Annotated in this window: 18 protein-coding genes; 8 read left to right on the forward strand and 10 right to left on the reverse strand. The window is 52.1% G+C overall.

The window, feature by feature from the left end; translation table 11 throughout:
- Window positions 1-8: 8 nt before the first annotated feature.
- The gene (locus tag OOJ59_RS21405) at window positions 9-1,484 is read right to left on the reverse strand and encodes a TrkH family potassium uptake protein (RefSeq protein ID WP_160955877.1); all 1,476 of its coding nucleotides are present in this window, start codon (window positions 1,482-1,484) and stop codon (window positions 9-11) included.
- Between the two features lie 198 nt (window positions 1,485-1,682).
- On the opposite strand from OOJ59_RS21405, the gene OOJ59_RS21410 reads away from it, so the two are divergent.
- A complete protein-coding gene (locus OOJ59_RS21410) occupies window positions 1,683-3,854 on the forward strand; it encodes a YgiQ family radical SAM protein (RefSeq protein ID WP_003024532.1) in 2,172 nt (723 codons plus the stop codon).
- 55 nt (window positions 3,855-3,909) lie between these two features.
- On the opposite strand, the gene OOJ59_RS21415 is transcribed toward OOJ59_RS21410, so the two are convergent.
- From OOJ59_RS21415 to yqhD, 4 genes are all read right to left on the reverse strand, one after another.
- The gene (locus OOJ59_RS21415; protein ID WP_042310999.1) at window positions 3,910-4,365 is read right to left on the reverse strand and encodes an HIT family protein; all 456 of its coding nucleotides are present in this window, start codon (window positions 4,363-4,365) and stop codon (window positions 3,910-3,912) included.
- Window positions 4,366-4,408: 43 nt separating this feature from the next.
- On the reverse strand, window positions 4,409-5,863 hold the full coding sequence (locus OOJ59_RS21420; RefSeq protein WP_038633882.1) for a DASS family sodium-coupled anion symporter: 1,455 nt from the start codon (window positions 5,861-5,863) through the stop codon (window positions 4,409-4,411).
- Window positions 5,864-6,051: 188 nt separating this feature from the next.
- The gene (dkgA, locus tag OOJ59_RS21425) at window positions 6,052-6,879 is read right to left on the reverse strand and encodes a 2,5-didehydrogluconate reductase DkgA (RefSeq protein ID WP_160955879.1); all 828 of its coding nucleotides are present in this window, start codon (window positions 6,877-6,879) and stop codon (window positions 6,052-6,054) included.
- A gap of 103 nt (window positions 6,880-6,982) precedes the next feature.
- Complete coding sequence (yqhD, locus tag OOJ59_RS21430; protein WP_038633876.1) at window positions 6,983-8,146, reverse strand: alcohol dehydrogenase; 1,164 nt, start codon at window positions 8,144-8,146, stop codon at window positions 6,983-6,985.
- A 193-nt stretch (window positions 8,147-8,339) separates the two neighbouring features.
- On the opposite strand from yqhD, the gene OOJ59_RS21435 reads away from it, so the two are divergent.
- Complete coding sequence (locus OOJ59_RS21435) at window positions 8,340-9,239, forward strand: AraC family transcriptional regulator (protein WP_069324424.1); 900 nt, start codon at window positions 8,340-8,342, stop codon at window positions 9,237-9,239.
- A gap of 90 nt (window positions 9,240-9,329) precedes the next feature.
- On the opposite strand, the gene yghB is transcribed toward OOJ59_RS21435, so the two are convergent.
- Together yghB and metC are read right to left on the reverse strand one after the other, a co-directional pair.
- Window positions 9,330-9,989, reverse strand: coding sequence for a DedA family general envelope maintenance protein YghB (gene yghB, locus OOJ59_RS21440; protein ID WP_003024510.1), 660 nt, complete (start codon window positions 9,987-9,989; stop codon window positions 9,330-9,332).
- A 131-nt stretch (window positions 9,990-10,120) separates the two neighbouring features.
- Window positions 10,121-11,308 (reverse strand): cystathionine beta-lyase, encoded by a 1,188-nt coding sequence (metC, locus tag OOJ59_RS21445; protein WP_087856816.1) that lies wholly within the window; start codon window positions 11,306-11,308, stop codon window positions 10,121-10,123.
- A gap of 250 nt (window positions 11,309-11,558) precedes the next feature.
- Between metC and exbB the strand changes: the two genes are divergently transcribed.
- Together exbB and exbD are read left to right on the forward strand one after the other, a co-directional pair.
- Complete coding sequence (gene exbB / locus OOJ59_RS21450) at window positions 11,559-12,293, forward strand: tol-pal system-associated acyl-CoA thioesterase (RefSeq protein WP_061382446.1); 735 nt, start codon at window positions 11,559-11,561, stop codon at window positions 12,291-12,293.
- 6 nt (window positions 12,294-12,299) lie between these two features.
- The gene (gene exbD, locus OOJ59_RS21455) at window positions 12,300-12,725 is read left to right on the forward strand and encodes a TonB system transport protein ExbD (protein ID WP_038633864.1); all 426 of its coding nucleotides are present in this window, start codon (window positions 12,300-12,302) and stop codon (window positions 12,723-12,725) included.
- Between the two features lie 71 nt (window positions 12,726-12,796).
- Here the strand turns inward: exbD and OOJ59_RS21460 are convergent, their stop codons facing one another.
- Window positions 12,797-13,204: a hypothetical protein gene (locus OOJ59_RS21460; RefSeq protein WP_038633861.1), complete on the reverse strand. Its 408-nt coding sequence runs from the start codon at window positions 13,202-13,204 to the stop codon at window positions 12,797-12,799.
- 1 nt (window position 13,205) lies between these two features.
- Complete coding sequence (locus OOJ59_RS21465; RefSeq protein WP_038633858.1) at window positions 13,206-13,610, reverse strand: hypothetical protein; 405 nt, start codon at window positions 13,608-13,610, stop codon at window positions 13,206-13,208.
- Window positions 13,611-13,714: 104 nt separating this feature from the next.
- On the opposite strand from OOJ59_RS21465, the gene OOJ59_RS21470 reads away from it, so the two are divergent.
- On the forward strand, window positions 13,715-14,218 hold the full coding sequence (locus tag OOJ59_RS21470) for an ESA_00282 family adhesion-associated protein (RefSeq protein WP_038633854.1): 504 nt from the start codon (window positions 13,715-13,717) through the stop codon (window positions 14,216-14,218).
- Between the two features lie 64 nt (window positions 14,219-14,282).
- Here OOJ59_RS21470 and OOJ59_RS21475 read toward each other — a convergent pair whose 3' ends face one another.
- Window positions 14,283-15,323, reverse strand: a complete 1,041-nt coding sequence (locus OOJ59_RS21475) for an aldo/keto reductase (protein ID WP_042310975.1) — start codon at window positions 15,321-15,323, stop codon at window positions 14,283-14,285.
- Between the two features lie 482 nt (window positions 15,324-15,805).
- Here OOJ59_RS21475 and OOJ59_RS21485 point away from each other — a divergent pair, with 482 nt between their 5' ends.
- From OOJ59_RS21485 to hybO, 3 genes are all read left to right on the forward strand, one after another.
- Window positions 15,806-17,446, forward strand: a complete 1,641-nt coding sequence (locus OOJ59_RS21485) for a methyl-accepting chemotaxis protein (RefSeq protein ID WP_160955880.1) — start codon at window positions 15,806-15,808, stop codon at window positions 17,444-17,446.
- 85 nt (window positions 17,447-17,531) lie between these two features.
- Window positions 17,532-17,819 carry a DUF2623 family protein gene (locus OOJ59_RS21490; protein ID WP_038633845.1) on the forward strand — a complete coding sequence of 96 codons (288 nt, stop codon included), beginning with the start codon at window positions 17,532-17,534 and terminating at the stop codon, window positions 17,817-17,819.
- Window positions 17,820-18,009: 190 nt separating this feature from the next.
- Window positions 18,010-19,128, forward strand: a complete 1,119-nt coding sequence (gene hybO / locus OOJ59_RS21495) for a hydrogenase 2 small subunit (protein WP_003024486.1) — start codon at window positions 18,010-18,012, stop codon at window positions 19,126-19,128.
- Window positions 19,129-19,130: the final 2 nt, after the last annotated feature.

A 19,130-nucleotide genomic window follows, 5' to 3' on the forward strand; every position in this document is an offset into this window, starting at 1 on the left:
GGTTTGCGTTACGCCCGCCAGAACATGCGCGAAAACAGGATCAGTATGGGGTAAATCTCCAGACGCCCCATGATCATGGCCGCGCACATCAGCAGCTTTGCCTCCTCATTTAACGTGCCAAACGTCGTGGCGGTAACGCCAAATCCCAGCCCCATATTGTTGATGCAGGCGGCGACGGTGGCGAAAGAGGAGAAGAGATCGTAGCCCATCAGATTGAGCGCCCAGATAAAAAAGCTGGTGAACAAAACGTAGAGAAAGAAAAAGCTCCATACCGAACGCACCACCCTGTCGCTTACCACGCTGTTACCCACTTTGATGTTCAGCAGGGCGCGAGGATGCGCGAGCTGGTGTAACTCCTGGCGGCACTGCTTGAACATAATCAAAAAGCGCAGCACTTTAATTCCCCCGCACGTCGATCCCACACAACCGCCGAAGAAGCTGGCGCTAAGCAGCATGAAGATCGTGTGCGAGGGCCACTGCGCGTAATCCGCCGTTGACAGGCCATTATCCGTCAGCATGGAGCTGGCCAGAAAAAAGGCATGCACCAGGCTGTCCGTTAGCCCGTACATACCCGCCCGCCAGACCTGCCAGGTGGCGATCAGCGTGACCACCAGCGCAATTAGCAGAAAGAAACGCAGCTCGGCATTACGACGAAAGGGCTTGAAGGTACGTTTTACAATAGCAACGTACCAGAGGGTGAAGTTAAACGCGGATAACAGTGAGAACAGTCCGGCGACGAGTTCTATAGCGTGGCTGTTATAAAAGCCGATGCTCTCGCTGCGAGTGGAAAATCCGCCAAGAGAGACCGTCGACAGCCCGTGGCATAAGGCGTCGAAAAACGACATCCCGGCAGCCCAGTAGGCCAGAGTACAAATAAGACCCAGAATGACGTAGGTCAACCACAGCGTACGTGCGGTATCGGCAAGCCTTGGCGTGAGGCGTTCTTCTTTGAAGGGGCCAGGCATTTCAGACTGATACAGTTTCATGCCGCCAATACCCAGCAGCGGTAATACCGCCACGGCGAGGACAATAACGCCCAGGCCGCCAATAAAATTGAGCTGAGCACGATAGTAAAGATACGATTTCGGCAAGGCGCTGACGTCGCCAATCACCGTTGCGCCAGTGGTGGTAATCCCGGAAACCCCTTCGAACAGGGCATCGGCAAAGGAGAGATTTAAGCCATCGTCCATCCACATCGGCATTGTGCTAATAAACGAAAACAGTAGCCAGAACAAAACGATAATGACGAATCCATCCCGGGTTCTCAGTTGAATTCCCGCATGTTTGGTTGCCAGCCACGCCCCGCCGCCAAGGGTAAAGAAAGTCATAAATGTGCTGAAAAATGCGAAAAAGCTCCGCTCTTTATTTAACAGAGCGATGGTCATCGGCGGCAGCATGGAGAAGCTGTAGAGAAGAACCAGAAATCCGCACAGGTGAACAACAACCCGTAACTGGGAAATATGCAGTGAATCGTTGAGTCGCAATGAAAAATCCCCCGCCGAAAAGAGTGATCTCAACTGGCCGGCATGGTGTTAATTATGATTGATAAAAATGGCTGTCGTAAAATTTAACAATTTATACAACTTTCTACTGGTCTGGTTCAGACTCCACTTCATTTCTTGCCGACATACAGCGTATAATCCCCGGCCTTTGATTATTTTTTTACCATTTTTGGAAGCACTATGAGCGCAATATCCCTGATCCAACCGGACAGAGACCTTTTCTCCTGGCCGCAGTACTGGGCTGCCTGTTTTGGCCCGGCACCGTTTTTGCCGATGTCACGTGACGAAATGGACCAACTTGGCTGGGATAGCTGCGACATCATTCTGGTGACCGGCGATGCCTACGTCGACCACCCAAGCTTTGGTATGGCGATTTGTGGCCGTATGCTGGAAGCTCAGGGCTTTCGCGTCGGAATTATCGCCCAGCCGGAGTGGAACAACAAAGACGATTTTATGCGTTTGGGTAAACCGAACCTGTTCTTTGGTGTGACCGCTGGCAACATGGACTCGATGATCAACCGTTATACCGCCGATCGCCGACTGCGCCATGATGATGCCTACACGCCGGACAACGTGGCGGGTAAACGTCCGGACCGCGCCACGCTGGTCTATACCCAGCGCTGTAAAGAAGCATGGAAAGATGTGCCGGTTATTCTTGGCGGCATTGAGGCCAGCCTGCGCCGCACCGCGCACTACGATTACTGGTCTGATACCGTTCGCCGCTCCGTTTTGGTGGATTCGAAAGCCGATATGCTGATGTTCGGCAACGGCGAACGTCCGCTGGTGGAAGTGGCGCATCGTCTGGCGATGGGGGAAACTATCGATCAGATCCGCGATGTGCGTAACACCGCTATTATGGTTAAAGAAGCGTTGCCGGGCTGGAGTGGGGTGGATTCTACGCGTCTCGACACGCCAGGCAAGATTGACCCGATCCCGCATCCTTACGGTGAAGATCTGCCGTGTGCTGATAACAAACCTGTCGCACCGAAAAAGCAGGAAGCGAAAGCGGTCACCGTGCAGCCACCGCGTCCGAAACCGTGGGAAAAAACCTACGTGCTGCTACCGTCCTTCGAAAAAGTGAAGGGCGATAAAGTGCTGTATGCGCATGCGTCGCGTATCCTGCACCACGAAACTAACCCTGGCTGCGCGCGTGCGTTGATGCAAAAGCATGGCGATCGCTACATCTGGATCAACCCGCCAGCTATTCCGCTGTCTACCGAAGAGATGGACAGCGTCTTTGCGTTACCGTACAAGCGTGTACCGCATCCGGCGTATGGCGACAGCCGTATACCGGCCTATGAGATGATCCGTTTCTCGATCAACATTATGCGTGGCTGCTTTGGCGGCTGCTCGTTCTGTTCGATAACAGAGCACGAAGGCCGTATCATCCAGAGTCGCTCTGAAGATTCGATCATCAATGAAATCGAAGCCATTCGCGACACTGTCCCGGGCTTTACCGGCGTGATTTCCGATCTCGGCGGCCCAACGGCGAACATGTATATGCTGCGCTGTAAGTCACCGCGTGCGGAGCAAACCTGCCGTCGTCTGTCATGCGTCTATCCGGATATTTGTCCGCACATGGATACCAATCATGAGCCGACAATTAACCTCTATCGCCGGGCGCGTGATCTCAAAGGCATTAAAAAGATCCTTATCGCATCCGGTGTGCGCTATGACATCGCGGTGGAAGACCCACGCTACATCAAAGAACTGGCTACCCATCACGTGGGCGGCTATCTGAAGATTGCGCCAGAGCATACTGAAGAAGGCCCGCTGTCGAAGATGATGAAGCCGGGGATGGGCAGCTACGATCGCTTCAAGGAATTGTTCGATACCTACTCTAAACAGGCCGGTAAAGAGCAGTACCTGATCCCGTATTTTATCTCCGCGCACCCGGGTACGCGTGATGAGGATATGGTGAATCTGGCGCTGTGGCTGAAACAACGTCGTTTCCGTCTGGATCAGGTGCAGAACTTCTATCCATCGCCGTTGGCGAACTCCACAACCATGTATTACACCGGGAAAAACCCGTTGGGTAAAATTGGTTATAAGAGTGAAGACGTGGTGGTGCCGAAAGGTGATAAGCAGCGTCGTCTGCATAAAGCCCTGTTGCGCTACCACGATCCAGCCAACTGGCCGTTAATCCGCCAGGCGCTGGAAGATATGGGTAAAAAGCATCTGATCGGCGGGCGTCGCGAATGTCTGGTTCCGGCGCCTACGCTGGAAGAGATGCGCGAAGCGCGTCGCCAGAACCGTCATACTCGTCCGGCGCTGACCAAACACACGCCAGTGGCGCACCAGCGTCAGACGCCTGCCGCGAACAAAAAACGCGGGAAAGTGGCGGGACGTTAATCTGTCTTGCCCGGATAAGGTGCTTGCACCGCTATCGGGCAGAAGAGATCAGTATTTATGCCTCACGAATTCTGGCCGCTAATGCGGCCAGTTTTTCGTCATCAGCCCGTTCATGATCGTGTGACGACAGATATCCTTCATACTGCTCGAAAAATTTGTTCTGCCGCGATTCAATCGGTTTCCAGTGGGTTAAATCGCCAGTACCGTGCATAGGACTTAATTTACTGTGCACATGGTCTACGCCGAAACCTTCGAAGAACATTCCCGTACGACTGACATCCGGGAAAGCCTTATCCAGTTTCTTAGCCACTTTTTGGGTCGCCAGCATCAGGTCCGCTAACGCCTGCGGCGGCATATCGAAGGCATAGCTCGGGTAATGTTTTTTCGGGATCACCACGGTAAAACCGTCGGTGTTCGGGAAAATCGACAGAAAAGCCAGGTGGTGCTCGTCTTCCCATACCTTATGGCAGGGCGCTTTGCCTTCAACAATTTGACAGAAAATACAGGTCATTCCTTTTCTCCGCAGGTAAGGTATTCCTCAGAACGCAGTCAGTTTAGTACAGACCCAACACCTTCCACCACATCAGACCCACGGTAATAAAGACCGCCTGGTTAAACAGGCTGATGATAAATCCTGTGCGCCACCAGACGCCCGTTGGAACGTACCCTGCGCCAAACAGAATTGGACCGCGAGCATGAGTGTACTGGGTGAGCGAGCAGTACAAACTGCTGGTGAAGGCCAGCATTAGCGCCGTGGGGGCCGCGGGAATATTCAGATGCAGCCCGACGCCGAGGAAAACGGCATACAGCGCGGCAATCTGCGCATTTCCGCTGGCAAAAAAGTAGTGGGTATAGAAATAGGCGGCGTTCAGCAGTAGCAGGACGATCACCCAACTGGTCCCGTGCATAGTACTGCTCAGGCTATCGCCAATCAGATTGCCGAACCAGGTGGTGAAGCCCAGTTTTTTCAACTGATTCGCCATCATCAGTAGCGCGGCAAACCAAATCAGCGTATCCCATGCCCCTTTCTCACTTTTGACGTCCTCCCAGCTCAGTACGCCGCTCAGCAATAAAATCGACAGCCCTACAAACGAGGCGGTGGTGGCGTCAACGCCCAGCGTATCGCCAAAAATCCACAGCACCAGCAGTACGCCGACGGTTGCCAGCATCAGCCATTCACCGCGTGACATGCGGCCCATTTCCGCCAGCTCTTTGCGCGCCAGGTTAGGGGCATCCGGCGTGTGTTTGATTTCCGGGCGCACCAGCCAATAGACCAGTAGCGGAACGAGCAGCAAAGAGACCAGACAAGGTAGCAGCGCCGCCATAAACCAGCCGCCCCAGGTCAGCGTAACCCCGGCGTTGGCCGCCAGTTTTACTGCCAGCAGGTTGCCGGTATAGCCGGTCATAAACAGTGCTGCCGTCACGTCGTTGACGTTGCCAATACAGGTGATAAGAAAGGTGCCGATTTTACTGCGGGACTCATCTTCCGGGTTCGAATGGAAACTACGCGCCAGAGAGTCGGCAATCGGATAGATGACGCCGCCGCAGCGCGCCGTATTACTCGGCATAGCGGGAGAGAGGATCAGATCGGCAAAAGCCAGACCGTAGGCGAGTCCCAGCGTGCGCTTGCCGAGCAGGCGGATCATCTGCAACGCAATGCGTCGTCCGAGGCCGGTTTTGATAAACCCTCGGGCAATCATAAAGGCCACGACGATAAGCCAGATAAGTGAGCTGTTCAGTTCGCTGAGTGCCGTGGTGATGGCGCCGCTGGCGGTTTTATCCCCGGCAGCATAGGCGAGCGCGAACACCGTAATACCAATAATGCCGACCGCGCCGATGGGTAAGACTTTCGCCACAATAGAGGCGATGGTGGCAACGAAGATAATTGCCGAATGCCAGGCTGGCGCACTTAACCCAGTGGGGGGAGTAAGCTGCCAGAGACCGGCAGAAATGAGTACTATAAGAATTAATGGGAGCCATTTGACGCCATTACTTTTTTTATCAGCCACGATTACGCACCTATAGGTGTGGTAAATACATTCATTAGATGAATATATTTATTGAATAATTAACAGGTTATGTTGCGTAATGCTGCTCCAGCGACTGCAAGAAATACATCAATATATGTATGTTAATTGTTTCCTGATATTTCATTGCCAGCAAGGCCCGACGGGAGTGTCGGGCCGGAGAGAAGAGATTAACCGCCGAACTGGTCCGGGTCTGGTCCCAGCCGTCTGCCCTGATCGAGTTTCGCGATTTCGCCTAATTCTTCTTTATCCAGGCGGAAGTCCCAGACGTTAAAGTTTTCAGCGATACGGGCAGGCGTCACCGATTTCGGAATAACCACCAGACCGTTATCCAGATGCCAGCGGATGACAATCTGCGCTGGTGATTTACCATATTTCTCTGCGAGGTTACGGATGATCTTTTGGTCGAAGACGTCTTTCCCGCCCTGCGCCAATGGACTCCAGGATTCGGTCTGGATCTTATGCGTGGCGTTCCAGGCATGAAGCTGGCGCTGCTGCATAAGTGGGTGCAGTTCTATCTGGTTGATCACGGGATGAACGCCAGTTTCATCGATCAGGCGCTGGAGATGATTGATCTGAAAGTTGCACACGCCGATGCTCTTAATCAGCCCTTCTTTTTGCAGATCGATCATGTTTTCCCACGCTTCAACGTAGTGATCGATCGCCGGAACAGGCCAGTGCATCAGGTAAAGATCGAGGTAATCGAGCTGGAGTTTCTCCATGCTTTCGAGTAAGGCTTCCCGGGCGCGTTTCTGATCATCATTCCACAGCTTGGTGGTGATGAATAACTCTTCCCGCGGCACGCCGGCATTACGTATAGCTTTGCCGACACCTTCTTCGTTTTTGTATGCGGCGGCGGTATCAATCGAACGATAACCCACTTCCAGTGCTTTATGGATAGCGGTAATGACTTCTTCGTTGCTTGCCTTCCAGACCCCCAGGCCCAGTTGCGGCATGACGTTACCATCCTGTAGCTTAATAATGGTTGGACCGGTCATAATTCCCCCCTGGATTACAGTCACCGGAGCAAGCTCCGGTGAGTTAGGTGTGACTTAAGTCTGGTATAAATACCCAAAAACGAAAGGCGGAGGTTAAAAAACCTTAGCGGGCAGCTTCGTAAATCCGACGGCTGACGTCGAGCGTAATGTCCTGATGTTCACCCAGTTTCGTACCGCCGTGCGCTTGCAGTTTTTCCAGCAGCGCCGGGATGGAGCTACCGTCCAGACCGTAGTCAGACAAGCGTGTTGGTACGCCCATTTGTTCGAAGAAAGCACGGGTAGCGGCAATGGCGGCATCGATACGCTGGTCTTCGGAACCTTCGGTGATATTCCAGATACGTTCTGCGTATTGCAGCAGTTTGGCACGCTTGGTATCGCGTTTTTCATTCCACAGCGCAGGCAGAACGATGGCCAGCGTTTGCGCATGATCCAGACCATGCATCGCGGTCAGTTCGTGGCCCAGCATATGGGTTGCCCAGTCCTGCGGTACGCCTGCGCCAATCAGGCCGTTCAGCGCCTGGGTTGCCGCCCACATCACGTTCGCACGCACGTTGTAGTTTTCCGGCTCCTGCAAGGCTTTCGGACCTTCTTCGATCAGCGTAAGCAGAATGCCTTCGGCAAAGCGATCCTGAATTTTCCCGTCGACCGGATAAGTTACATACTGCTCAACGGTATGCACGAAGGCATCTACAACACCGTTCGCAACCTGACGTGGCGGCAGGGTATAGGTGTAAACCGGATCCAGAACGGCAAATACCGGTTGTACAAACGGGGTCATAAAGGCCAGTTTGTCGCCGGTGGTTTTCCGCGAGATGACCGCGCCGGAGTTAGATTCAGAACCGGTGGCGGGCAGGGTTAATACGGAGCCCATCGGGATGGCGCTTTTTACGTCGTTGCCGTGAGTTTCCAGAATACGCCATGGGTCGATGCCGTCAGCGTACTGTGCCGCTGCCGCGATGAATTTGGTGCCGTCCAGTACCGAACCGCCGCCCACTGCCAGCAGGAACGTTACTTTTTCATCACGCACGAGCTTTACCGCATTCATTAGCGTTTCATAAGACGGGTTTGGCTCAATACCGCCAAACTCCAGCACGTCCAGGCCTTTCAGTGCATCCTGAACCTGTGCCAGGACACCGGTTTTTTTCACACTGCCGCCGCCGTAGGTAATCAGTACGCGGGCATCCTGAGGGATTTGGTCGCGCAGCTCTGCAATAGCGCCTTTACCGAACAGAATTCGGGTTGGGGTATGGAGATTAAAATTGTTCATTGCTCGTTCCCTTGTGTGGGTAAAAAAGAGGGCAGGAGAGTGTCTGCCGGATGATGAACATTGTGGTCGCCAGCCGCGCTGCTCTCAATGCTCATTTCTGCCGATGTCTTGCCCATTTCTACAGATTACTGGAGAAAACGGATAAATCTGCGCATTATGTCAGGGTCGCAAACCGATGATGAAATGGTGCTTTATGAACCGTGAAGAGATCTGCCTTCTGCTGACAGATAAAATTAAGCAGCTGAAAAATAATGAAAATAAACTCAGTGCATTGCTGCCAGATGTCCGCCTGCTGCACGGAACGGAGCCAGCGGCGCGCACACCGGTCATGTATCAGCCAGGCATCATATTTCTCTTCTCTGGACATAAAATTGGTTATATCAATGAACGTGTATTTCGTTATGACGCCAATGAATACTTGCTGCTAACCGTACCTTTACCCTTTGAATGTGAAACGTATGCGACACCGGAGGTTCCGTTGGCCGGAATTTATCTGAATGTCGATATCCTGCAATTGCAGGAGCTGTTGATGGACATTGGAGAAGATGAGCTGTTTCAGCCTGCCATGGCGGCCAGTGGAATTAACTCCGCGACGCTTTCAGACGAAATTCTCTGCGCCGCTGAGCGCCTGTTGGATGTGATGGAGCGCCCGTTGGATGCGCGTATTCTCGGCAAACAGATCATTCGCGAGATCCTCTACCATGTGCTGACCGGGCCGCGCGGCGGCGCGTTACTTGCGCTGGTCAGTCGTCAGACGCATTTCAGCTTGATAAGCCGGGTGCTGAAGCGGATTGAAACCAAATACACCGAAAATCTCAATGTAGAGCAGCTGGCGGCAGAGGCGAACATGAGCGTGTCGGCGTTTCATCATAATTTTAAAGCGGTGACCAGCACGTCGCCGCTGCAATATCTTAAAAGCTATCGTCTGCACAAAGCGCGGATGATGATGATTCATGACGGGATGAAGGCCAGTGCGGCAGCCATGCGTGTCGGCTATGAGAGCGCATCGCAGTTTAGCCGGGAGTTCAAACGTTTCTTTGGCGTGACGCCGGGGGAAGATGCGGCCAGAATTCGGATGATGCAGGGGAGTTGATTTCTTGTCCGTCTGAAAGGTACACCGTAGGCCTTAAAGCTGCGCGCCATAAGGCAAAATGCCGGAGATTATCCGGCCTACGGATGCGACTCAGGCGCTACAGTATTTTTTTTTAATCACCACGAACAGGGTTCCCAACAGACCTGCGGTTAACAGGGCAATCGGTAGGATCATTAAAAAGGTCATCACCTGATCTTCATGGCGTTTAACGAACGGGATCATGCTCAGCGCGTAGCCAAAGCTGGTGACGACGGTGACCCACAGCAGGCCGCTCAACCAGTTAAAAAACTGGAATCGACGGTTAGGCAACCCTGAAATTCCCGCCATAGTCGGCAGCAAGGTACGTACGAACGCCAGGAAGCGCCCGGCCAGCAGCGCCATCAGGCCGTGTTGGTCAAACATGCAGGTGGCGCGCTGATGATATTTTTCAGGTAATTGCGCCAGCCAGCCTTTTACCGTTCGCGTGTTGCCCAGCCAGCGTCCCTGAATGTAACTGAGCCAGCAGCCCAGGCTGGCGGCGGCGGTCAGAATAGCTATGGTAGGTAAAAAACTCATCACGTCCTGGGCGATCAGCGCTCCAGCCAGTAATAACAGGCTGTCTCCGGGTAAAAAGGAGGCGGGCAGCAGGCCATTTTCTAAAAACAGTGTGGCGAACATGACGAAGTACACCACGCTCACAACGTGTGGATCCGCCAGCGCGGCAAAGTCGTGTTGCCAGAGCGCGGAGACAATATCTTGAATAACTACCATGGACTTTCCTGTGGAACAGCGTTTATGTGTGGATTGTACTCCTGAATTGTCCGGGATGCCTTGATCCCGGACGCAACAATTGCAGACTTTTCCACCAGAAGTGTCTGCATATATGTCCATCTATGGCAATGTTACTCGATTCGGGCAAATCCTGCGGCTAAATCGGCAATCAGATCGTCAACATTCTCTAAACCGATATGCAAACGGATAAGCGTTCCGCTGAAGTCCACCTCGCCTTGCGGACGGATTGCCGCAATGTGCTCCGGCTGGTTGGCGAGAATCAGCGACTCAAAACCGCCCCAGGAGTAGGCCATGCTGAACAGGCTGAAGTGATCCAGATACGCGGCTAACTCTTCATTATTTAGCTTCTTATTCAATACAAAGGAGAATAGCCCGCTGCTGCCGGTAAAATCACGTTTCCAGAATTCATGGCCTTTACTGCCGGGCAGCGCCGGGTGATTAACGCGGGCGACCTGTGAGTGGTTGGACAGCCACTCGGCGACCTTTAAGCTGCTTTCATGATGCTGACGTAAGCGTACGCTCAGCGTGCGTAATCCACGGCTGGTCATATAGGCGGTATCGGCGTCGAGCATTTGTCCCATCAGATAGGCATTTTCGCGCAGTTGATCCCAGCAACGGGCATTGGATACCGCTGTGCCGACCATGCCGTCGGAATGACCAATCAGGTATTTCGTACCCGCCTGAATCGAGATATCGATACCGAAATCCAGCGCCTTGAACAGCACGCCGGCAGCCCAGGTGTTATCAATCATGATGACTGCATCAGGCGCAACGCTTCTGACGGCGGCTACAATTGCCGGCACATCATGTACCTCCATGGTGACGGAGCCGGGTGATTCCAGAAAGACAACTTTGGTGTTCGGCTGAATGTGCTTCACAATATCGGCACCCACCAGCGGATCAAACCAGCCCGTTGAGACGCCTAGTTTGCCGAGAATTTTGGTGCAGAAGTCCTGGCTGGGTTCATAGGCGGTATTGGTCATCAACACATGATCGCCTTGTTCAACAAAGGCAAGGATGGTGTTGGCAACGGCTGCCGCGCCGCAAGGGAACAACGCGCAGCCCGCGCCGCCTTCCAGTTCGCACATGGCTTCCTGCAGCGAAAAATGCGTCAGGGTTCCACGACGTCCGTAGAAAAGCGCACCGTTAGCACGGTTGCGCGTGGCCTGCTTTTTTGCCTCAACGCTGTCAAACACCAGCGAAGAAGCGCGCTGGATCACGCTATTTACCGAGCCCAGCGTGTACTTTTTACTGCGTCCTGCGTGCACGAGTTTGGTTTCAAGTTGTTTATCTGCCATGGTGTATTACCTGTTTTTATACGTCTGGATGTCTAAACTACCATGAATCAAAGATGACGCATCCTGCAGAAAGGTCATACAGTAGAAAATAATCTCAAAATGCTTCTGGTGACTTTTTTACTGCGTAAGCGCAAGGAAAAGAAACCAAAGGTGCGGCAATATGTAAATAGTAATGAGAACGACTATCAATTCGACGTTGTTTTGATATGATTACGCTTAGATTTTGTGATTTGCGTCCTGGAGATACAGAGTGGGTAATAATTTGATGCAGACGGACCTTTCCGTCTGGGGTATGTATCAGCACGCCGATATCGTGGTTAAGTGCGTGATGATTGGGCTGATTTTAGCGTCAGTGGTCACCTGGGCTATCTTCTTTAGTAAGAGCCTTGAGTTCTTTACTCAGAAACGCCGTCTTAAGCGTGAACAGCAACTGCTGGCGGATGCCCGCTCTTTAGACCAGGCAAACGAGATTGCCGCAGGATTCGATGCTAAAAGCCTTGGCGCACAGTTGATTTATGAAGCGCAGAACGAGCTGGAACTGTCGGAAGGCAGTGACGACAACGAAGGTATTAAAGAGCGCACCGGTTTCCGTCTGGAGCGTCGTGTAGCGGCAGTAGGTCGTCATATGGGACGCGGTAACGGATACCTGGCCACCATCGGGGCAATCTCGCCTTTCGTGGGTCTGTTCGGTACGGTATGGGGCATCATGAACAGCTTCATCGGGATCGCACAAACCCAAACCACCAACCTGGCCGTTGTTGCGCCGGGTATTGCAGAAGCGCTGTTAGCGACCGCGATTGGTCTGGTTGCGGCGATTCCTGCGGTCGTCATCTACAATATTTTCGCACGTCAGATTGGCAGCTATAAAGCGATGCTGGGCGATGTCGCGGCGCAGGTGCTGTTGCTGCAAAGCCGCGATCTGGACCTGAACGCCAGCGCCTCCGCGCATCCGGTACGTGCTGCGCAGAAATTACGTGTAGGGTAATGTTCCATGGCAATGAGCTTTAATGAAAACCTGGACGATAACGGTGAAATGCATGAAATCAACGTGACGCCGTTTATCGACGTTATGTTGGTTTTATTGATCATCTTTATGGTGGCCGCGCCGCTGGCAACAGTGGATGTGAAGGTGAATCTCCCTGCCTCCACCAGTACGCCGCAGCCGCGTCCCGAAAAACCGGTTTATCTGTCAGTCAAAGCCGATAAGAGTATGTTTATCGGCAACAATCAGGTGACGGATGAAACCATGATTAGCGAGCTCAATACGCTGACAGAAGGGAAGAAAGACACCACAATTTTCTTCCGCGCGGATAAGACCGTCGATTATGAAACCATGATGAAGGTAATGGACTCGCTGCATCAGGCGGGTTTCCTGAAGATTGGTCTGGTCGGTGAAGAGACCGTGAAAGCGAAGTAACTTTCTCGCCGGGTAGTGGTTTTCACCTACCCGGCCTGCTTATCCTGATTCCACGCCCTACAAACCTGTTCTTATCTGTTTTCATCTAACGCGACCGTGGTTATCCTGGTCGGTTCGTAGCTGCCTTCGGACAGCTTGCGCGTCAGGCGTAAGGTGGCCGTTTCTCGCGCGAGTATATGCTGGTAGGTGCTCTCCAGCCGGGCCATGATTTTATCCCGCAGTTCGGGTTGTTGGGCTATGATGGCCTCAATCGCGGCGCCATAGATCTCTTCTTTCGCCTGTAGCGCATAAATTTCACGGCGATTTTGCCATTTCATCCGCACCAGCGCGGCGGGTATAGAAACCATTTCCTGGGCAACGCTTTCCAGCGTTGCGTTTTTATTGGCAATCAGGATGGCTAAATTCTGCTTTAAGACAAACTCATCACTTTTATGGTCATCTAAAGCCAAATAAACATTATTATCCTCAACATCTTTCATTTTATTTCTCTTCCAGAGAATAAAAAATAGGATCGCTGGATTCGCGGGTAATTAAATTAAGCCAAATTTTATTGCCTTGCTCATTAATGATGGCTGTTTTTTCGGTCAAAATTTTACTTAATTCTTGTGCATTAATGTCGCCTTCTGCTTGCAATGAATTGAGCAAGCGCGTGAATGACTCAATCTTTGCCGCGCAAAACAAACGCTCTTTTAAATGACGGTCGCACTCTTCAAACAACATATTGCGCGCCTGGCCGGTCGCTGTAGCGCTGATCAAAATATCTGCTTCATAATCGCTTAATGTTCTCTTTCCCTGAGTCAAATTTTCACTGTTTTCTGTGGGGAAGGTATTAGTCGATGTTTGAGATAAATGATAATGCGCGGGAACAAGATGCTCGGGAAGCATGTTGAAATATCCTTTGATGCCAATACTGTATTGTTTTTAATATGTCAGGCTGCGTTGACAATAGCATGGCGTAATTTTAAAATCAAAAAAAATGGAGCCAGTATATGAACAGTATATTTTATTCTGTTATTACCCTGCTATTGCTTACCTGCGGGGTGCTTTTGTTGATGCGCAGCGCAAATAAAAACCGCTATGCAGAAAATGGTAACGCTGGACACCAGCCGGAAATCTTGAGTAAAGAAGAGGGTGAAGATCATTTTTCTGTATTGATGAATTCGATTACCCCGGTATGGTATTGGCGGGTTAATCACGAATATATCGATTTTATCCACTCGACGATCAAACGGATGACGATGGCGGAGCTGAATGAGACGCCTGGCTTATTTGATGCGCAGCGGCGCTGTAGCGACCTTAACTCTGCGGTGTATAAATATTACGACAATATAAAAAAACGCTGTCTCAGCGGGGAGAAGGTCCCGCATGCCGATCTGGATGTGCTCAACTTACGTCAGTGCTTCAGGGAGTTCAGCCTGGAGGCTTACCCTGCGCTCGTCGCGCTGGTGTGGCCGGAATACCAGCGTCCACAGCTCAAAGCAGAAGAAGTATAAGGTCATGGCGCGTTACCATGGCCGGGTAGATCTACATGGCTACCCGGCACGGAGTGACGAACGGCTATTTGTCAGATGAGGCTTGCCACAGGTTCAGCTCGCCATCAGCGACGTGTTTATCGATCTGCGCCAGTTCTTCGGCGCTGAACGTCAGATTAGCCAATGCCTGAACGTTTTCTTCCAGTTGCTCCGGTCGGCTGGCGCCAATTAATACCGAAGTGACCCGGTTGTCTTTTAGCAGCCAGCTTAAAGCCATTTGCGCCATCGACTGTCCGCGCTGTTGCGCCATCTCATTGAGCAAACGCAGGCTGCTAAGGTTTTCTTCCGTCAGCATATTTTCTGTTAGCCCACGGACTTTTTTCCCTTCACGCTGCATACGTGAACCTTCCGGGATGCCGTTGAGGTATTTCCCCGTCAGCAGTCCCTGGGCCAGCGGCGTAAAGGCAATGCAGCCCATGCCGTTAGCTTCCAGCGTATCCAGCAAGCCACTGCTGTCTACCCAGCGATTAAGCAGGTTGTAAGAGGGTTGGTGGATAAGAAGTGGAATTTTCCATTCCCGCAGCAGTTCGGCCATCTTTTGCGTTCGCTCCGGGGAATAGGATGAAATGCCGACATACAGCGCTTTACCGCTTTGCACCGCATGGGCCAGCGCTGAGGCGGTCTCTTCCATTGGCGTATTTTCGTCCACGCGGTGCGAGTAGAAGATATCGACATAGTCGAGACCCATGCGTTGCAGGCTCTGGTCGAGGCTGGCAAGCAAGTATTTACGCGAACCGCCAGAACCGTACGGCCCTGGCCACATGTCGTAGCCCGCCTTGGTGGAGATGATCAGCTCATCTCGGTATTGTGCAAAATCCTCGCGCAGTAAACGGCCAAAATTCTCTTCTGCGCTGCCTGGAGGCGGCCCATAGTTATTGGCCAAATCAAAATGGGTGATGCCTAAATCAAAGGCTTTACGCAGCAGGGCGCGCTGTGACTCCAGCGCCTGAACGTGCCCAAAACTGTGCCACAAACCCAGCGACAGCGCGGGTAAGCGTAAACCGCTGCGTCCACAGTAGCGATAGAGCATCTGCTCGTAACGTTCAGGATTGGCAAACCAGGCCATGAGATCTCCTTAGTGCAGGTGAATTTCGAAACAGCGTTTCTATTCTAGCGGGTTCTCGGTGAATATTCCGTTCACAGGTCACACTGGGATGAAAAACTGGGCAGAATTCGTTACGCGAGTTATTGAAGGAGACCCGCGTGTGAAGGCTATATATCTCCCTGCGTTAATCACGGCTTTCATAATGATCCGACCTCTCATTATGATAATACTGACTCTGATTTCTCTTGGGAGCGCACTCTTGCAGGGTTTAATAAATATTTACGATAAAAAACAAAGCATTATTAAATAATTTAGGTGAGTTATCTGAATAATAATGCTAGCTAATTTCATTAGCATTCATGTTGATATCATCTGGAGAGATATGGCCTGGACTTAAGAAAGTAAAAAAATAAAGAACGCATTATATCTTCTCTACCGCCTGCCGATAACAAGGGTAAGTATCGCCTGATGGCGAATTCCTCATCAACGGCAAGGAAATTATTATGGGTTTGCTGAAAAACTTCACTATTCGTATTGTCATGTTGGCAATACTGGGACTTTTTTGCCTGCTGTGGTCGGGCGTGGGTTTATTCAGTCTTCATTCTTTATCAAAAATATCAGAAGGGAATGATATTGACCGTCATCTCGTCCATCAGATGACTGTTCTCAGCCAGGGTAACGATCAGTATTTTCGTTTTGTGACGCGGTTAAGTCGCGCAATGGATGTCAAAATGAGCGGCGGAACGCCGGATTTTGCGCCAGCGCAACAGTCCCTGGACAATATGAGTAAAAAACTCCAGGAGATGAAAACATTGTCTCCCGGCCCCATGGATCCGGAAGTCGCCGCGGCGGTGCTGACCAAGTGGCAGGCGTTGCTGGATAACGGCGTTATCCCACAAATGCAACTGGCTCAGCAGGGCACGCTCACGGCCTTTGCGGAGCATGCCAGCACCGTTACGCCAGCCTTGAGCCGTGAATTTGGCGCCAGTGCTGAGCGTTTTAACACCACTGCGGGTGAAAGGCTCGATACCACCCGCGTTATGGTCGATGGCAAAACGTCTATCATCCGGACGCTAATTATCACCGCCGTAATCCTCGGTATTGCGCTCCTGTTCTTTACCGACCGCTACCTCGTCGCCATGATGGTGAAACCTCTGGGACGTATTCGCCAACAATTTCAACAAATTGCGCAGGGCGATCTCAGCCATTCTATTGAAGATTTTGGCCGTAACTGCGTGGGCCAACTGGTGCCGTTACTGTGCGCGATGCAGGACAGCCTGCGCGAAGCCGTGAGTACCATTCGTTCTGGTAGTGACAATATCTGGCGAGGAGCGACGGAAATTTCCACCGGTAATAACGACCTCTCCTCACGTACTGAAGAGCAGGCTGCGGCGCTGGAAGAGACCGCCGCCAGCATGGAGCAGCTGACCGCAACGGTAAAACTGAACGCCGAAAATGCGCGTGAGGCCAGCCAACTGGCCGATACGGCGACAGAAACGGCAGGTAAAGGCAGCTCGTTGGTTTCAGAAGTGGTTGAGACCATGGACGGCATTGCCGCCAGTTCTAAACAGATCGCGGAAATTACCTCTGTGATTAACAGCATTGCTTTCCAGACCAATATTCTGGCGCTTAACGCGGCGGTTGAAGCGGCCAGAGCGGGCGAGCAGGGGCGCGGTTTTGCCGTGGTTGCCGGTGAGGTGCGTAATCTTGCCAGCCGTAGCGCCGGAGCGGCCAAAGAGATTGAGACGCTGATCGGCGAATCGTCGCGTCGTGTCGATCAGGGTGCTCGTCTGGTTAAAGAGACCGGATTAACGATGGAGGCGATTCTGCGCGGCGCGACAGAAGTCACCACCATCATGAAACAAATCGCCTCTGCTTCGGAAGAACAGAACAAAGGCATCTCACAGGTAAGCGTGGCGATCACGCAGATGGACAGCGTTACGCAACAGAACGCCGCGCTGGTCGAACAGGTTTCCGCCGCGGCAGTCGCGCTGGAACGGCAAACGGAAGATCTGCAACGTTCGGTGCAACAGTTCCGTCTATCAGCTAACGACGTGCAATACACTGCCACTTCGACCGCTTCCCCTTCAGCAGAACGCAAAACCTCTGCAACAGCTAAAACGGATGACTGGGTGTCGTTTTAAGCTGGCACAAAAAAGTCCCTGATACCTCTGGTCTTTGCTTAAAAAATCGCTATATAATTTATTATATAGCGATTGGGGGTTATGCATGGACAACCATTTTGGTAAAGGCCTGATGGCCGGATTAAACGCGGAAAATGCGGATAGCGCACGCTCGGTGGCGCATTTTTGCGCGGATTATAAACGCGGTTTTGTACTGGGGTTTTCACATCGAATGTTTGAAAAAACAGGCGATCGACAGCTCAGCGCGTGGGAAGCGGGCATCCTGACGCGTCGCTATGGACTGGATAAGGAGATGGTGATGGATTTCTTTAAAGAGAACCAGTCCAGTACAACAATTCGCTTTTTCATGGCCGGCTATCGGCTCGAAGCTTGATCCGAAAGGGGTATTATCTTGCTTTAATTAATTACACTATTGACCTACGCCTTCGTTTTGTTGCTCCGTCGAAGTATTATATCGCACATAACCATATAAAAAGTGTGGTAAATGGCGCGCCGATCGCAATATGCAACATGCGAATGGTGCAAAATAAAAAGCCAGGTCTTCGCAACGGAATAACTATAAAATGACTGGAGATAACTCTCTCATCAATTCGAGCGGCATCAATCGCCGCGATTTCATGAAGCTTTGTGCAGCACTGGCCGCCACCATGGGGCTCAGTAGCAAAGCCGCCGCAGAAATGGCCGAATCAGTTTCCCGCCCTCAGCGCCCACCGGTTATCTGGATTGGTGCTCAGGAGTGTACGGGTTGTACTGAATCGCTGCTTCGCGCGACACACCCTACAGTGGAAAACCTCGTCCTGGAGACAATCTCTCTGGAATACCACGAGGTACTCTCTGCCGCCTTCGGCCATCAGGTTGAAGAGAATAAACATAACGCTCTGGAGAAGTACAAAGGGCAATATGTTTTGGTTGTAGATGGTTCTATCCCACTGAAAGATAATGGTATTTACTGCATGGTTGCCGGTGAGCCGATCGTGGATCATATCCGCCGGGCCGCTGAAGGCGCAGCCGCTATCATTGCCATTGGCTCTTGCGCCGCGTGGGGTGGTGTTGCTGCTGCTGGCGTTAACCCAACGGGTGCAGTCGGCTTGCAGGAAGTTCTGCCAGGCAAAACCATCATCAACATTCCCGGCTGTCCGCCGAACCCGCATAACTTCCTGGCAACGGTCGCGCATATCATCACTTACGGTAAGCCGCCGAAGCTGGATACCAAAAACCGTCCAACATTCGCCTATGGCCGTTTGATTCACGAACATTGCGAGCGTCGCCCGCACTTCGATGCTGGCCGCTTTGCGAAAGAGTTTGGCGATGAAGGCCACCGTGAAGGCTGGTGTCTCTACCATCTGGGCTGTAAAGGACCCGAAACCTACGGCAACTGCTCAACGCTGCAATTCTGCGATGTTGGCGGCGTGTGGCCGGTGGCTATCGGCCACCCTTGCTACGGCTGTAACGAAGAAGGCGTTGGTTTCCATAAAGGTATTCACCAGCTTGCTCATGTGGAAAACCAAACCCCGCGCTCCGAGAAACCTGACGTCAACATGAAAGAAGGTGGCAATGTCTCTGCCGGCGCGATTGGGCTGCTTGGTGGCGTGGTAGGGCTGGTCGCCGGCGTCAGCGTGATGGCGGTTCGTGAACTGGGTCGTCAGCAGAAGAAAGATAACGCTGACTCACGGGGAGAATAACC

This window comes from Citrobacter sp. W9 (assembly GCF_026719375.1).
In the GTDB taxonomy this organism is placed as follows: Bacteria; Pseudomonadota; Gammaproteobacteria; order Enterobacterales; family Enterobacteriaceae; genus Citrobacter; species Citrobacter werkmanii.